General features: G+C 35.8%; 14 protein-coding genes. 2 read left to right on the top strand and 12 right to left on the bottom strand.

Annotation, left to right across the window (positions count from 1 at the left end; genetic code table 11):
- Together NAT51_RS14730 and NAT51_RS14725 are read right to left on the bottom strand one after the other, a co-directional pair.
- Positions 1-502: transposase (locus tag NAT51_RS14730; protein WP_250599947.1), on the bottom strand; the 502-nt coding region annotated here is incomplete at its 3' end.
- Between the two features lie 118 nt (positions 503-620).
- The gene (locus NAT51_RS14725) at positions 621-1301 is read right to left on the bottom strand and encodes a hypothetical protein (protein WP_250599945.1); all 681 of its coding nucleotides are present in this window, start codon (positions 1299-1301) and stop codon (positions 621-623) included.
- A gap of 74 nt (positions 1302-1375) precedes the next feature.
- On the opposite strand from NAT51_RS14725, the gene NAT51_RS14720 reads away from it, so the two are divergent.
- Positions 1376-2191, top strand: coding sequence for a DNA/RNA non-specific endonuclease (locus tag NAT51_RS14720; protein ID WP_394799705.1), 816 nt, complete (start codon positions 1376-1378; stop codon positions 2189-2191).
- Positions 2192-2194: 3 nt separating this feature from the next.
- Here the strand turns inward: NAT51_RS14720 and rodA are convergent, their stop codons facing one another.
- The 6 genes from rodA to purH all read right to left on the bottom strand — a co-directional run bounded on the left by rodA (position 2195) and on the right by purH (position 9512).
- Positions 2195-3451 carry a rod shape-determining protein RodA gene (gene rodA, locus NAT51_RS14715; protein ID WP_250599943.1) on the bottom strand — a complete coding sequence of 419 codons (1257 nt, stop codon included), beginning with the start codon at positions 3449-3451 and terminating at the stop codon, positions 2195-2197.
- Complete coding sequence (gene mrdA, locus NAT51_RS14710) at positions 3451-5400, bottom strand: penicillin-binding protein 2 (protein ID WP_250599941.1); 1950 nt, start codon at positions 5398-5400, stop codon at positions 3451-3453. The genes rodA and mrdA overlap by 1 nt, the downstream gene beginning before the upstream one ends.
- Positions 5397-5903, bottom strand: coding sequence for a rod shape-determining protein MreD (locus NAT51_RS14705; RefSeq protein ID WP_250599939.1), 507 nt, complete (start codon positions 5901-5903; stop codon positions 5397-5399). Before NAT51_RS14705 ends, mrdA begins: the two co-directional genes overlap by 4 nt.
- The gene (gene mreC / locus NAT51_RS14700) at positions 5903-6727 is read right to left on the bottom strand and encodes a rod shape-determining protein MreC (protein ID WP_250599937.1); all 825 of its coding nucleotides are present in this window, start codon (positions 6725-6727) and stop codon (positions 5903-5905) included. Before mreC ends, NAT51_RS14705 begins: the two co-directional genes overlap by 1 nt.
- 80 nt (positions 6728-6807) lie before the next feature.
- Entirely contained in the window at positions 6808-7836 is a 1029-nt protein-coding gene (locus NAT51_RS14695) for a rod shape-determining protein (RefSeq protein WP_073308847.1), read from the bottom strand.
- A 143-nt stretch (positions 7837-7979) separates the two neighbouring features.
- Positions 7980-9512 (bottom strand): bifunctional phosphoribosylaminoimidazolecarboxamide formyltransferase/IMP cyclohydrolase, encoded by a 1533-nt coding sequence (gene purH, locus NAT51_RS14690; protein ID WP_250599935.1) that lies wholly within the window; start codon positions 9510-9512, stop codon positions 7980-7982.
- A gap of 121 nt (positions 9513-9633) precedes the next feature.
- On the opposite strand from purH, the gene NAT51_RS14685 reads away from it, so the two are divergent.
- The gene (locus tag NAT51_RS14685; RefSeq protein WP_250599933.1) at positions 9634-10884 is read left to right on the top strand and encodes an ABC transporter permease; all 1251 of its coding nucleotides are present in this window, start codon (positions 9634-9636) and stop codon (positions 10882-10884) included.
- Positions 10885-10927: 43 nt separating this feature from the next.
- Here NAT51_RS14685 and NAT51_RS14680 read toward each other — a convergent pair whose 3' ends face one another.
- The 4 genes from NAT51_RS14680 to tamL form a co-directional block, all read right to left on the bottom strand.
- Positions 10928-12034: a M23 family metallopeptidase gene (locus tag NAT51_RS14680; protein ID WP_250599931.1), complete on the bottom strand. Its 1107-nt coding sequence runs from the start codon at positions 12032-12034 to the stop codon at positions 10928-10930.
- Between the two features lie 73 nt (positions 12035-12107).
- Positions 12108-12962 carry an acetyl-CoA carboxylase, carboxyltransferase subunit beta gene (gene accD / locus NAT51_RS14675; RefSeq protein WP_250599929.1) on the bottom strand — a complete coding sequence of 285 codons (855 nt, stop codon included), beginning with the start codon at positions 12960-12962 and terminating at the stop codon, positions 12108-12110.
- 69 nt (positions 12963-13031) lie between these two features.
- Entirely contained in the window at positions 13032-14099 is a 1068-nt protein-coding gene (gene fbaA / locus NAT51_RS14670; protein ID WP_250599927.1) for a class II fructose-bisphosphate aldolase, read from the bottom strand.
- Positions 14100-14142: 43 nt separating this feature from the next.
- Positions 14143-16677 carry a translocation and assembly module lipoprotein TamL gene (tamL, locus tag NAT51_RS14665; RefSeq protein ID WP_250599925.1) on the bottom strand — a complete coding sequence of 845 codons (2535 nt, stop codon included), beginning with the start codon at positions 16675-16677 and terminating at the stop codon, positions 14143-14145.
- Positions 16678-16710 lie beyond the last annotated feature (33 nt).

The following is a 16710-nucleotide window of genomic DNA, read 5'->3' as shown; positions in this document are numbered from 1 at the left end:
ACACGATACCATCCATCCAAACGATTAAGTAAACAGGCTCTAATGGACGGTTTTGCCAAGCAACAATGTCATTGGATACTGATTCTGTAATCCTGGATATAGTAGAGGTAGATACATCAAAATTATAGACTTCTCTTATCTGTTCTTCAATATCGCTAACACTCATCCCTTTGGCATAAAGCGATATGATGACATTTTCCAATCCGTCAGCCATACTTTGCCTTTTAGGGATTATCATGGGATTGAAAGAAGCTTCTCTGTCTCTTGGAACCTGAATTTCTGATTCTCCAAAAGAGGTTTTTATTTTCTTGTTGGAAAAACCATTACGAGAGTTCGAAGAAGGGGATTTCTCATGCTTGTCATACCCTAAATGAGAATCCAATTCGCCATTAAGAATAGCCTCTAATCCACGCTTTTGTAGTTGGGCAAGAAAACCATTTAGGTCTTCACCGGTTTTGAACTGCTTCAAAAAATCATCTGATAATAAATCTTCTTTTTTCATAAGACTGTGTAATATTTAAAATTAAACAAAAAAATAATGGGGTTTTAAAACCCCATTATTTTTTATACTTACACAGTTAGTGAGATACTACCGCAACCCTTTTTATTTGGATTATTTTTTAATTTAACTTGTCAGCAGCTTTTTCGGCCTTTCTTATTTTTTCTTTTTGCTTATCAGCTTTTTCCCTCATTTTATCTATTTTTTCTCTTCTTTTGTCAATTTCATTTGGGGATAGATTTCCTTTTTTCTCTTGCTTTTCCAGCTTTTTAATTTCTTTGTCGATGTCTTTGTTTATGTCATCTTGCTTTTCTTTGGCATCTCTTACTTTTTCACGTGCATCAGCAGCCTTTTCTCTCTCTTTTTCTGCTTTTTTGCGGGCTTTTTCAGCTTTGTCTCTCTCTTTCTCCATTCTGTCCCTTTCTTTCTCCATTTCCTTTAGCCTTTTCTCTTCTGCTTTAACTCTTTTTTCTTCGGCTTCAACTCTTCTTTCCTCCATTTTTGCAGCACGTTCTTTTTCTTTGGCAGCCATCTCAGTTTCTTTAGCTGCATTTTTGGCTTCTTTTTCGGCTTCGGCTGCAGCTTTTTGACTTTTTTTCTCTGCTTCTTTGGCTGCTTTCTGAGCTTCAACTTCTGCTAAATGTGCTTTTTTTTCTGCTTCTTTGGCTTCTTTTATTTTTACAATCGAGTCCTGGCGCTTTTGTGCGGTTAGTTTTTCTGCTTCAGACACAACTTTTTCTTGTGCTATACCTGAAAATCCAAAAAATAAGGAAGCTCCGGCTAACAGTAATTTAGTTTTCATAGTGTTTAATTTTTAGGATTGTACATGTTCTTCTTTATATTTACATTATAAATTTACAATAATTCACTTGTTATATGAAGTTTGCAGATAAAATTTTACAGTTGTGTGTATTTGGATTAGTTATAGTGGGTTGCGAAGGGAAAAAAGAAAGTCGAAAGGATAATGTCAATGATTCAAAAGCGGTGACTTTTGCTGATAAATCAATGCATGATACAGATTTTTTTCTTCCTAAAATAAATAATGGGGTTGTAATCCGACATAAATATTATACACTTTCGTATGTTGAAAAGCATGAACAGGCCGAGTGGGTGGCTTATGAATTAAAAAAAGATGACATTGTATATTTTAACCGTAAGCGTCCTTACTTTATAGATGATCCTGAGGTGAAAAGCGGCTCTGCAAGTTGGAAAAACTATATCCGATCCGGATATGACAGAGGACATTTGTGCCCGGCCGGTGATCGTAGGTTTTCAAAAGAAGCATTTAATGAAACTTTTTATACCTCTAATATTTCCCCACAAAGAAATGATTTCAATGCAGGTCTTTGGAATCGTTTGGAACAGAAAACCAGATATTGGGCAAAAAAATATGATGGGTTGTATGTTGTAACCGGTGGTGTTTTAACTCCTGATCTTGATGCCATTGGTAATGAAGAAGTGTCTGTGCCTAAGTATTTTTATAAAATCTTAATCGATCGTTTCAACGGTGAATATAAAGCGATAGGTTTTTTGGTGCCTCATAAGGAATCAGACAAGCCGCTTTACAGTTTTGTTGTTTCTATTGATACTATCGAAAAAATGACCGGTATTGATTTCTTTTCCAAGTTACCGGATGGAATTGAAAATAAAATAGAAAAATCTGTGGATTATAAAGATTGGAGTTTTAAATAAAAACTACCACTCATTCACCTTGTTAGCATCCATTTTAACGAAGATAAAGAGCAGAATGGTAAAAGCCCATAAACTCGATCCTCCATATGATAAGAAAGGCAAAGGAACACCAATAGTAGGAAATATTCCAATAACCATTGATATGTTTACGGCAAAGTGAGTGAAAAGTACTGAGGCAACGCCATAACCGTAAATCCTGCTGAATTTGGTTTTTTGATTTTCGGCCAGATATAAAATGCGGAGTAAGAGACCTACATATAATAAAATCATTACAGTTGAACCTACAAATCCCCATTCTTCACCAACAGTAGTGAAAATGTAGTCAGTATGTTGTTCAGGAACGAAATTTCCTTTGGTTTGGGTTCCTTCCAGATACCCTTTTCCAAGCCAACCTCCGGAACCAATCGCGATTTTGGATTGATTCGTATTGTATCCCACTCCGGCCATGTCGACCTCTCGTCCGAATAAAACATTAAAACGGTCACGGTGATGTTGTTTGAATACGTTTTCGAAAACATAATCAACCGATAAAGCAAAGCCTATCATCATGATAAATACAACCGCACTTGCAATGATATTTCTGTGTATTTGTCTTGATTTGAGATAGTGTATGGCAACTCCAAGGAAAGTAATTAAAACTACGTATTGAGGTTTGATCAATAATGCCATTAAGAATAGTATAATAGCCAGGAAGCCTGACCATAGATACCAAGATGGTAATCCTTCACGGTTGAGTACCAGAATAAACATGGTGAAAATTAATGCGCTTCCGGGATCGGGTTGTGGCAAAATCAATAAAATTGGTAAGGCAATAATTAAAAGCCCGATAAGTTGGTGATTAAAGTTTTTTAAATTGACTTGTGAGTCACTCAGGTATTTTGCCAAAGCCAAAGCAGTTGCAGCTTTTGCAAACTCCGAAGGCTGTATGGTGAAACTTCCGATGGCATACCAACAACGCTGTCCCGCAACTACTTTTCCTGCTACAAACAGACCGGCAAGAAAAAATAGTGAGGCTCCAAAAAATACACTGGCAAAACGTTCGTATATTTTGGCGTCTATTGAAAGTATCAGAAAGACTAGGACAATGTTACAGCCAATAAAAACCAATTGTTTTCCATAGTTTTGGGTAATGTCAAAAATATAATTGGAATCAGCTGTGATGTCTGCCGAATAAATATTCATCCAGCCCAATACAACAAGTGCTGTATAGATAATTACAGTAATCCAGTCGATGTTATTTTTAACACTTTGATTTTTCATTACGGCTTAATTTGTACTCCTTGTGCTTTTTTAATTGAGTCTAGTTTCTTTTGGTTTTTAACTCTTGTTGCAGAATCTTTTTTTAATTTAATTCTGTACATGGAATCGATATATTTTTTAGAAAATTTGTTGTACTCGTGCTGTAAACTACGGTTCATCATATTTTCTTCCCTGAATTTGTTTGTTACTTTTTTCTTGATGTATTTTTCCAGCATTAAAGATGTAATCGGTCCTGCAATGGTAGCTCCGTAGCCACCGTTTTCCACAAATACTGCAATAGCAATCTTCGGGTCATCTTTTGGGGCAAATGCAACAAAAATAGAGTGGTCTTCAAGTTGGACTTTTCTTCCGTTTATTTTGGCAAAATTTTCCGCGGTACCAGTTTTTCCGCATATTTCAATTCCGTCAACACCTAAAAAATAAGCCGTACCTGTTTTAAATACTTCAGCGAGACCTTCTATTACCGGTTTGTAATGTTTCGGGTCAATAGTGGTGACATGTTTAGTCCTGAATTTTTCATCAATAGGTTGTCCTTTGATTTTTTTAATAATATGAGGAGTGTAATAATAGCCTCTATTTGCAATAGTTGCCATCATATTGGCTAATTGGATAGGGGTCATCAGAACTTCTCCCTGTCCAATTGAATTTGAAACTATTGCCGATGCTCTCCATCCTCCGTTTGGATATAATCTTTCATAGGTTTTCGAGGTTGGAATATTTCCTCTTCTTCCGGTTGGGAGGTCATAACCCATGAATTGTCCCAGGCCAAATGATTTTAAGTGGTTGCTCCATACATCAACTCCAATCGAAGGAGTATTGAAATGATTGATAGTATTCATGTAGGTGTTGCCAAAATATGCATTACACGATTTGGCTATACCCATATGTAATTTACGAACTCCGCCGCCACAGTGACAACGCATGAATCTTCCCCGGCCATAACTGAAACCGCCACGACAGGTGAAAGCTGTAGAAGTATCAATCACACTTTCCTGTAATCCTACTAATGCAGTTAATATTTTAAATGGTGATCCGGGAGGATATTCGGCTAATAAACTCCTGTCATATAATGGTTTTGCCAATGAATCGTTGTATAGACGGGTGTAATTACGTGAACGCTGACGCCCTACTAAGATACCTGGATCATATGACGGAGCCGAAACTAAGCATAAAATTTCACCGGTTTTCGGTTCAATGGCAATAATACCACCTCTCTTGTTTTTCATTAAGGCTTCACCGTATTTCTGTAATTCGGCATCAATTGTAAGTGTAATGTCTTTTCCCTGAATAGCAATTGTATCGTATTTTCCTTCCTTATAAGGACCCATTTCGCGGTTAAAGCGGTCACGCTGGATATGTTTAACTCCCTTTTGTCCGCGTAACATGTCTTCATACATTTCTTCGACACCTTGTTTTCCAATTAAATCCCCACTTTTATAGTATGGATTTTTGGCAATAATGGCTTCGTTTACCTGTGTGATGAAACCGAAAACATTTCCGCCTTCATGAACTTGGTAATCACGGAGTGAACGCTTTTGAATGTAAAAGCCTTCAAATTTCCGTTCTTTTTCCTGAAAGGCAGCATATTCGGCTTTGTTCAATTGACCTAAGAAAACTGAAGGTAATAACGGACTATAGACGACGGCTTTGTCCAGTCTTTTATGGAATTCTTCCTTTGAAATATTTAAAAGCTTACAAAATTCAATGGTGTCCAATTCTTTTATCTCCCTCGGAACGACCATGATATCGTATGAAGGTTGATTGGCAACCAAAAGTTCTCCGTTACGGTCATAGATGTAGCCACGTTCGGGATATTCGTACTTGATCTTTATGGAAATATTCTCCGACTTAAGTTTTAATTCTTCGTCGATAATCTGTAAATAAAAAAGCCTTGCTATGATTAAAATAGCAGCCACTATTATCATACCTGGGAGTAGGAGCTTTCTCATTTCTTACTTGGCTTGAATAAATAAATAATGATGATACTAACAATTAACGTAAAAAGTGTTGTTGTAATTGTTCTTAAAAGTGCATCTAAAATGAACGTGAACTTAAAGAATTCCAAAAGGAATAAAATCAAATGATGTGTGATGATCGAAATGAAAATGAAAGTAAAGCGTTCAGGTGATAAACGGTCGTTTATTTTAATGGTTTGGTATTCGTAACTTAAACCGAATGCAAATCTGAAAAAAGCAGGTCTGATATATGCAAGTACTAAACAGGCAGTTGCATGAACTCCACCTGAGTTTTCAAACATGTCAATAATCAGTCCCAGAAAAAAACTGGCAATAAGTAATCCTGATTTGTTTGTGTTTACGGGATATAACAGGATAAATAAAACATAAGGTAAAGGATTTGCAAAGCCGAACAGGTTGATATTATTGAAAATAATAACCTGTGCTGCGATAAGCAAAACAAAACGAATGGTATTGAATAAAATTGTGCTATTCATTAGTTTGGTTTGGTTTCGGCTTCTAATTTGTTAATTTCACCAATGTCTTTGTTTTTAATGATATAGACGTGGTTTAAGTTTGTCATATCATTGAACAGACGTACGTTAACTGTATAATAGTTGGTTTCGGTATCCATGTAAATCTTATCAATAACGCCAACAGGGATGTTTTCAGGGAAAATTTTTGAAATCCCTCCTGTTACAATAGTGTCTCCTTTTTTAACAGAAGCCAATCTCGGAATCTCAACTAATTGCACATATCCTGCATTTTTAGCTTTCCAGATTAATGAACCAAAGTGATTTGTACGTTTTACTTTGGCATTAATTTTTGATTTGATATTCAATACACTGATGACAGTTGCATAATTTGGAGAAACTTTTTCAATAACTCCTACAATTCCCTGACTGCTTATAACTCCCATATCTGGATGAACACCTTTTAAAGTTCCGGTATTTATGGTTAGGTAATTCTCAGGTGTGTTGTAAGAATTGTTGATGATCTTAGACTGAATTACATCTAATTTGTCATAACCTTTTACAGAATCTTTAAGTAAGCTGGTAGTACTGTCTTTTTGGTTGAATAGTAATTTACGCAAATTGGCATTTTCCTGTGCTAATTTGTCATTTTGGTCTTTGAGACTGAAATAGGTTTTAACTTCGTTGATTTTTTCATAAACAGTTCCTGTCATGGCATTTGCCGAGTTTACCATCTGACTTCTGTGGTAGGAGTGAGATTGTATGGCTAATGTTAACGAAGTTATCAAAAGCAGCAAAAACAGTAAGCGATTACTGTTTTTAAATATAAAGTTAAATATTTGCTGCATCGGATATAATTACAAATTTAAAATTCAATGTCTAAATTTTAAAACTCCAATTTTGTTTTTGGAATTTGCGTTAAGTGATATTACTTAATAAGGATACTTCTGTATTTATTCAGGTTTTTCAAGGCCATTCCGGTTCCTCTTACAACTGCTCTCAAAGGATCTTCTGCAATAAATACTGGTAAGTCTGTTTTTTGTGAAATACGTTTGTCCAAACCTCTTAACATTGATCCTCCACCAGCAAGGTAAATACCGGTGTTGTAGATGTCGGCAGCTAATTCAGGAGGTGTTTGTGAAAGAGTTTCCATGATGGCATCTTCAATGCGTTGGATGGATTTATCCAAAGCTTTTGCAATCTCTCTCGAAGAAACTTCAACCTGTTTTGGTTTGCCGGTTAATAAATCACGTCCTTGTACTGACATATCATCCGGTGGTGAGTCTAAATCTTCTATGGCAGCACCAATTTCAATCTTGATTTTTTCTGCAGTTGTTTCTCCAACAAATAAATTGTGTTGCGTACGCATGTAGTAAATAATGTCATTTGTGAAAACGTCACCAGCAATTTTAACCGATTTGTCACATACGATACCACCTAGTGCAATGACTGCGATTTCAGTTGTACCACCACCAATGTCAACGATCATGTTTCCTTTTGGCTGCATAATGTCGATACCAATACCAATAGAAGCTGCCATTGGTTCGTGAATTAGGTAAACTTCTTTACCGTTTACACGTTCTGCTGATTCTTTTACCGCACGCATTTCCACTTCTGTAATTCCTGAAGGAATACAAATTACCATGCGTAAAGCCGGTGTGAATAATCGCTTTTGTAAAGCAGGAATGCTACGGATAAGCATTTTTATCATTTGCTCCGAAGCATCAAAATCAGCAATAACACCGTCTTTCAAAGGACGGATTGTTTTGATATTTTCGTGTGTTTTTCCCTGCATCATGTTGGCTTCTTTTCCAACTGCGATGATTTTTCCGCTAATGCGGTCGCGGGCAACAATTGAAGGGCTATCTATGACAACTTTATCGTTATGAATTATTAGTGTATTTGCGGTTCCAAGGTCAATTGCGATGTCCTCGGTCATGAAATCAAAAAATCCCATACTCTTACTTGAGGGTTAATGTATTTAATATAGTTTAATCCAAGAGCAAAAGTATAAAAATTATTTGGTTTAATTCAAAATAAAAATGCATCAATACGAATTTATTGATGCATTTATGATTAAGCTAAAAATATGCTTTTTTCTTAGTGTTTGAAATGTCTTATTCCGGTAAATACCATTGATACTTTATTGTTATTGCAATAATTAATGCTCAATTCATCTTTGATTGAACCTCCTGGTTGGATAACGGCTGTAATTCCTGCTTTATTGGCAATTTCCACACAGTCAGGGAATGGGAAAAATGCATCGCTGGCCATTACGGCACCTGTTAAATCAAATTCAAATGATTTTGCTTTTTCCACAGCTTGTCTTAATGCATCAACTCTAGAGGTTTGTCCAGTTCCTGAAGCACAAAGCTGCTTGTCTTTAGCTAGTACAATTGTGTTTGACTTTGTATGCTTACAGATTTTTGAAGCAAACAGTAAATCTTCAATTTCAGCTTCAGATGGAGCAGTGTTGGTAACTGTTTTTAAAATATCTTTTGAATCGGTTGCCAAGTCTTTGTCCTGAACCAAATATCCGTTTAAGCAAGTGCGTACGGATGTTTCGGATAAAGCAACTTCTTTTTGTACTAGAATAATTCTGTTTTTCTTTTCTTCAAGAAGATCAATCGCAGTCGAATCATAGCTTGGAGCAATAATTACTTCGCAGAATAATTTGTTGATTTCTTCGGCTGTAGCTAAATCGATATTTCCGTTTGCAATCAATACACCTCCGAAAGCTGAAGTTGGATCTCCAGCCAAAGCATCAAGATATGCTGATTTCATTGAGTTTCTTGTTGCAATGCCACAAGCATTGTTGTGTTTAAGGATTGCAAAAGTAGGATCGTCATTTCTGAATTCACCCATTAAATTTACAGCAGCATCAACGTCTAATAAATTATTATATGATAATTCTTTTCCGTGAAGTTTTGTGAACATTTTGTCAAACTCCCCAAAGAAAAATCCTTTTTGGTGTGGATTTTCTCCGTAGCGTAATACGTTTCCTTTTGTTTCGCTGATTTTTAATGCGGTTTCTTCCTGATTTCTGTTGAAATAATTGAAAATAGCCGAATCATAATGTGATGAGACATTGAAGGCTTTTGCTGCAAAAGTTTTTCGCTGTTCCAAAGTGGTTTCTCCGTTTTGGGAAGAAATGATATCTAAAAATGATGCGTATTCGTTTACAGATGGAACTATAACCGTGTCTTTGAAGTTTTTGGCTGCAGCGCGGATTAATGATATCCCTCCGATATCAATTTTTTCAATGATGTCAGCGTCACTTGCTCCTGATGCAACAGTTTTTTCAAACGGATATAAATCGACAATTACGACATCAATTTGCGGAATTTCAAATTCTCTCATCTGTAAAACATCGGTTTCATTATCCTGGCGGTTTAAAATACCTCCAAAAATTTTAGGGTGTAATGTTTTAACTCTTCCTCCGAGAATTGATGGGTATGAAGTAACGTCTTCAACCGGAACTACCGGAATACCAAGGTTTAAAATGAATTCTTCGGTGCCACCTGTTGAATAAAAGGTAACGCCTTGTTCGTGAAGTTTGGTAACAATAGGTTCTAAGCCGGTTTTGTCAAACACTGAAATCAGTGCCGATTTAATTGTTTTTGTAGTATTCATTGTGTTGTTGTAATTTGTATTGCAAAAGTAGTTTTTTCATTCCGAATTTGATTCAGATTGGATTAAAAAAATGTAACATTTGTGGTTACTTTTACACTAATGTTCATACAATTCCCACGTTATGATGATATATGTACGATTATTAAAAGAAAGTTTTGGTTTTGCAATCAACGCATTACGGAATAATAAACTGAGGACTTTATTGTCGTTACTTGGTGTGACAATCGGTATTTTTTCAATCATAGCTGTGTTAACGGCGGTTGATTCGTTGGACCGAAAAATTAAAAAAGATTTAAGTACATTGGATAAAAATTCAATTTACTTAATGCGTTTTTCATTTGGTCCTTCAGAAATTCCGGAATGGAAAAGAGAACAGTTTCCGGATGTGACTTATGAAGAATATGAATATTTAAAAAAATCCTTGAATGATATGGAAGCGATGTGTTTTCAACTATTCACACGGAAAGAGAATATTAAGTATGAAGGAAAAACAGTAAGTTCTGTAAATATTGGGCCTACAACATATGAGCAGGAAGATGTACAGAAGTTAGAATTTAAAGAAGGAAGGTTTTTTAATGAATCAGAATCAAATTCTGGAGCACCGGTTATTGTTTTAGGTTATCAAATTGCCAAAAACCTTTTTGATGGTCAGGATCCGTTAGGCAAGAAGGTGCGTTTATATGGTCAGAAATTCACGGTTATCGGTGTGATGACCAAAAAAGGAGCAGGAATTTTTGACGAGAATGAAGATACAACGGTGTATATTCCGGTTAATTTTCTGAGACAGATGTATGGTGATAATAATGATATGATTACTCCGGCCATTTTGATTAAGCCAGTTGATGGAGTTGACATTGATGCTTTTAAAGAAGAATTGAAACAGAAATTGCGTCATTTCAGAGGATTGAAAGAAGGGGAAATTGATAATTTCTTTGTTAATGTATTGTCTGGATTCACAGATTTATTGGATGGATTGATTCAGCAGATGAACTTTGTTGGATGGCTTATTGCGGGATTCTCTCTGCTGGTTGGTGGTTTTGGTATAGCTAATATTATGTTTGTATCCGTGAAGGAGCGTACTAATCTGATCGGTATTCAGAAGTCTTTAGGTGCTAAAAACAAATTTATCCTTTTGCAGTTTTTGTTTGAAGCTATTATTTTGTGTGTAATTGGAGGTCTGATCGGAATTCTTTTGGTTTATATTATATCAATAGTACTGACTAATGCTTTGGATTTCGAATTTGTGTTAAGTGTGGGTAATATTATGTTTGGAACTTTCCTGGCAGGTATAATTGGACTAATAGCAGGAGTTATACCGGCTTTTGTTGCTTCTAGGCTTGATCCGGTTGAGGCAATCCGAAGTGGGATGTAAATAAATATAAAGCAAAAACCCTGAGAACCTCAGGGTTTTTGCTTTATTTGCTTTCTATAATATCACCGGAGTTAATTAGTCCGTTTGTCATGGAGGTCTTTTTATTTCCAAGTACTCTGGAGTAATTGTTGAAATAGGAGGGAAGTCCTTCCACTCGTTTAGCTCCATCACCATTTCTCAATTCATAATGTAAATGAGGAAACAGAGAACCTCCTGAAGCACCCATCGCTCCAATGACTTCTCCTTGCTTTACAGTTTGTCCTTTTTTTACTGTAATGCTGCCTTGTTTTAAGTGTCCAAACCAACTGAATTCCCCATTTTGGTGGTCAATAATTACATAGTTCCCACCGTATGCTTTTTCATTTTTGGCAATTTCTTCTTCACTTACCTGGCGATTGTCTGCAACTTCATCACGAACGTCAATTACAATACCGTCGCCTGCAGCATAAATAGGTACGCCAAAACCATAATAGTCATTGTTGTCATCAGCAATATCGTCATACCATTCAATATTCGTTTTGGGTTTACCTTTGTACATAATACCTTCTTCATTCACGACAACAAAATCATAGCCAAAACGTTGAAAATTTATTGTGGTTCCTCTTTTTACAAACAATGGGTCTGTGTAGTCAAAACGTCGGTGATGTGAATTGCTGTCATGGCCATTCCAAACTAATACTCTTCCTTTTACAGGTGGAATCAAATTGGTTTTAGTTTTGTATAATTCCGGGAAAACGTCCAGAGAAACAAAGTAATTTTCTTTCCAGTCTTCTGAATTGAATGAAAACTCGTAATGTATCTTATTTAATGGAATAACATTGGTGAAAATAGGAAAGGGATTAAAAAATAATTTTCCTTTTCCGGATTCTATGGGCTTTGCTCCACTTAATTCCAATGATTCTCTGCTGTATAAATTAACTAAATCTCTTCTTGCAAGCTTGTTATTTTGATCATAAACAGCAATTTCAACTGTATTTAAAATTATGTTGCTGCTGCTTTTGTTTTCAATAAGGAAATCGAAATTCAGATATTGATTGCTTTGGTCTTTTTCATAGTATACTTTTTCGGGTTTTACAGAAATGGTAATGTTGTTGTTTTGTGACCAAAGCGACTGTGATAAGGTTAGGATTAAAATTAAATGTTTTTTCATTGATTGATTTTTTGATTAATGATGTTTAATTAAAATGTAAAAACCCGTCTTGTTGTTGAGACGGGTTTTGTTTTTATCTGATTTCCTGATTAAGGATCAAGTCAATGTAAAGATTAATTTTGTTCTTCAATTCCTTTCTGTGAGCAATGAAATCAAGGAAACCATGATCCAATACGAACTCGGCAGTCTGGAATCCTTCCGGTAGATCTTTCCCGGTTGTGTCTTTTACAACACGTGGTCCTGCGAATCCAATTAATGCTCCCGGCTCGGCGATATTGATGTCGCCTAACATGGCATAAGAAGCTGTTGTTCCTCCTGTTGTTGGATCTGTACATAATGAAATGTAAGGAATTTTAGCTTCTGCCAATTGTGCTAATTTAGCAGATGTTTTGGCTAATTGCATTAAAGAATAAGCGGCTTCCATCATACGGGCCCCACCTGACTTTGATATCATCACAAATGGAATGTTGTTTTTGATGGAATGGTCAATACCGCGTGCGATTTTTTCACCTACTACTGCTCCCATTGAACCGCCAATGAAAGCAAAGTCCATGCAGCAAACCACTAAATCTTTTCCTTTTGATTTTCCAACACCGGTTCTTACAGCATCTTTCAATTTTGTTTTGCCAATTGCGTCTACCAAACGATCAGAATATTTTTTGGTATCCACAAATCCAAGAGGGTCTTTAGATGTAATATTAGCATCTAATTCAGAGAATTCATTATTGTCGAATAAAATTTCAAAATATTCTTTACTTCCAATACGTACGTGGAAATCATCTTCCGGGCTAACCCATAGGTTTCTGGCTAATTCATCAGCATCTACAATTTTACCTGTTGGGGATTTATACCACAAACCTTTTGGTACATCTCTTTTATCTTCAGTAGGAGTTGTAATTCCTTTCTCTTTTCTTTTAAACCAAGCCATAATTTTATAGTTATGAGTTTAAAGTTTTTAATTATAAACTGTATTTTGATTTATAATTTAAAACTACAATTAAAGTGTATTTACGTTATTTAAATCGGCAAATGCCTGTTCTAATCTTTTGTTGAATGTTAATTCACCTTCACGAGCCCATTTTCTTGGATCGTAATGTTTTTTATTTGGTGAATCTATTCCATCCGGACTACCAATCTGAGTTTTTAAGTAGTCAATTTTTGAAGTCATATAATCGCGGATACCTTCTGTAAAGGCAAATTGTAAATCTGTATCGATATTCATTTTGATTACACCGTAAGAAATAGCCTCTCTGATTTCTTCCAAAGTTGAACCTGAACCTCCGTGGAATACGAAGTCAACCGGATTCGCATCTGTGTTGTATTTGTTCTGTACATACTCCTGTGAATTTTTTAGGATTTTTGGAGTTAGTTTAACGTTACCCGGTTTGTAAACACCGTGTACATTTCCAAAAGCAGCTGCAACTGTAAAGCGAGGTGAAATTTTCATTAATTCCTCATAAGCATAGGCTACTTCTTCAGGTTGGGTGTATAATTTAGAACTGTCAACATCACTATTATCTACTCCGTCTTCTTCTCCTCCGGTGATTCCCAATTCGATTTCAAGGGTCATGCCCATTTTGCTCATACGGGCCAAATATTCTTTGCAGATGTGGATGTTTTCTTCGATTGGTTCTTCTGATAAATCAATCATGTGGGAAGAATATAGTGGCTTTCCTGTTTCAGCAAAATGTTTTTCAGAAGCATCTAACAATCCGTCGATCCAAGGTAATAAGTTTTTTGCGCAGTGGTCAGTGTGTAAAATAACTGTTGCTCCATAAGCTTCTGCCAAAGTGTGAATGTGTTTAGCCCCGGCTACTGCACCTGCAATAGCTGCTTTTTCATTAGCATTTGATAAACCTTTACCAGCATTGAACTGAGCGCCACCATTTGAAAATTGAATGATTACAGGAGCTTTTAATTTTGCAGCAGTTTCAAGGACACCGTTAATAGTACTTGAACCTACTACATTTACCGCTGGTAAGGCGAAGCCTTTTTCTTTAGCGTATTTAAAAATTTCCTGAACTTGATCGCCAGTTGCAACTCCTGGTTTTATGTTGTGTGCCATGTATTTAATTTTTTTTAAGATTGACAAAATTACAAATTTAGTTTTAGAATGGATAGTTAATACCAATATTTAAAACGCCTTTATCAAAACGCATTTCCTTAAACCATCTTTCTCCAGGTTGTAAGGCTGGATTATAGGTTTTGAAACCGAAATCGAAGCGGATAATGAAAAATTTAAAATCATAACGGAATCCGGTTCCTGTTCCTAAAGCTAAACTTTCAAGTGATTTGAAGCCTGAAAAAACTTTAGTTTCATCGGTTTCGTTGTCAAAAACATTCCAGATGTTACCGCAATCGGCAAAAATGGCTCCGTTTAGGTCGCCGAAATATTTGAATCTGAACTCTGCGTTAAGGGAGATTTTCATGTTGGCTTCGTTGAAATCATTCAATCCGCCTGAACTTCCAGGTCCAAGACTATAGGATTGCCAGGCGCGGTTGTCGTTTGTTCCTCCTGCAAAATAACTTCGTGAAAAAGGAATTGATTTTGAATTTCCGTATGGAATAGCGATTCCAAAAAAGCTTCTGAAAGCAATCGATTTGTCATGTTTTAAATCCCAGTGCCTGATGAATTCCAAATCGGTTTTTACATATTGGGAATAGGTAAGTCCGAAAATATTACGTGTTCCGTCTTCGTTTTTTTGCTGCTTGGCCAAATCAGAAACCAATGTTAGGAAATTTCCGGCAGTTTCAATTTTTCCCCTGAAACTGTAAAATTGTTTGTCAAAAAAATCACTCTTGTTGTTTTTGCTATAGCTGAAATTAGAAGCAAATATCAAGTTGTTTTCCGTTAAGCGGTCTTTACGTTCCTTGATGCTTTTGATGTTACGAAAATCACCGCTTAAAGGGTCTAATCCCGGAAAGCCGTTGGTTAAAGCTTCTGTGATGAAATCATTTGCACCATCCGGAATCCTTAAGTTTCCATCAGCATTCATGTATTCGGGATGTGTTGTGTTGTAGGTTTGTGCTAAATCATTCAGCCTGTTGTAAGAAGAATTATAAACATTGAAATAATTGTCAATGTTTACATTTTTTACATACTGTAAATTAACCAAATCAAATTTGATATCGGTATTTTTGGACGGTGTCCAATTGTAACTTACGGTTGAAGTCAGGTTTTCTTTGTCAAGACCAATGTTGGTTTGTTTGGAAAAACCAAGAGTTATCAATGAATTGGGGAACATTCTTTTAGGAATGATTTTCTCGGTATTAAAAGGTGAAAAAAGACGTGGGAAAGTCAGTCTTAAATCGGCTCCGACTTCCGAAAGATTAAAGAAACGGTCGTCGGGATTTGCTAAATCTTTTGATGAACCGATATTGCCTCTCAATCCGAATTCTAAAATTTCCGCTCCTCTGAAAATATTGCGTATTGAAAATGCAGCACTTCCGGCAATACCAAAATCCATGATGTTTGAATGGGTAAAATCTGCATTTGCCCTAAAGCTGTATTTGTCTTTTGGTATAAGGACAATGTTTGCTTTCAATGTTTTGGTGACTGTGTCTTCTACGTACTGGATATTAGGATAATTGAAAACTCTTAAATTGCTTAATGATCTGAGAGTTAGGGTTCTGTTGTCGTCGCTGTAAACACTGTCCTTTTGTAAAAAGACTGCATTAGTAATAGCTTTCGGTCTATAGCGAAGCTTGTTTATGCTGTAAATGTTAGAGTTTTTGTATTTTGTGCTGGTTTGGTTTTCTGTTTTCAAACCATCAGTAAAAATATTGACTTCGCCTATTTTATAAATATGATATGGCCTGCTTTTAATACTGTCGCCGTTTTTGTATTCACGGTCGGTAATATGTACGATTACGGGTGCTTTTTTTGAAGTGGTATCAATTTCAAATAAGATATTTTGCTGTTGGAAATGATATATGCCATGATTTCTGAAATAAGAAGTTAAGCGGGCTCTTTCCAAATCAAAATTTTCAGTTTTGTATTGTTGACCGGTTTTAATCTTTGATCTGTTTTTGATTTTAAGATACAGCGAATCAATTACTTTTGATTGTACTTTTCTGGAAATGGTATCTAAGAAAGTGGGTTCGCCTTTGATGACGGAATAATCAATTGTTCCTCTTTTATCAGCTAAATAATTGACTTTGTATTTTGCGGAAGCACTAAAATAGCCTTCGTTGAAATAATGTGCTTCTAATCTTTTAATTGAATGTTTGGCTTTCAGTGTGTCTATGATTACAGGAGGTTCCCCGGTTTTCATTAAAAATTTATGCCATCCGGAATACCAGAATGATTTTCCTAAACGGTCAACTTGTTTTTTGGATAGCCATTTTGATTTACGGTAGTATTTTTCTGGATCTTTGGTATACTTGGCCCTGAATATTGAATCTGTATTCTTTTTAGCCAAATTATACATGTGCAGCCTGAGGTTAAAACCAAAAATGCCGGAATTGGGTTGTTGGACAATCTGAGTGGTGATTACTTCATCTTTAACAATCTTGCCGTCTACTTCTAATTTGTTTTTGATCAAAAGATGTTTGTCCGCAGGAACTTTTTTTACAGCGTCACATGCGGAGATAAGTACTGCAATTAGAAGAATTAATACTATTTTTGTAGAGAAATTATTCAAAAGAATCGGAAATTTATTTCAAAAATACACTTT

Origin of the sequence: Flavobacterium amniphilum (genome assembly GCF_023634845.1) — a bacterium.
GTDB lineage: Bacteria > Bacteroidota > Bacteroidia > Flavobacteriales > Flavobacteriaceae > Flavobacterium > Flavobacterium amniphilum.
The sequence above is the reverse complement of the archived record's forward strand: the minus strand, read 5'-3'. Positions and strand labels throughout refer to the sequence as shown.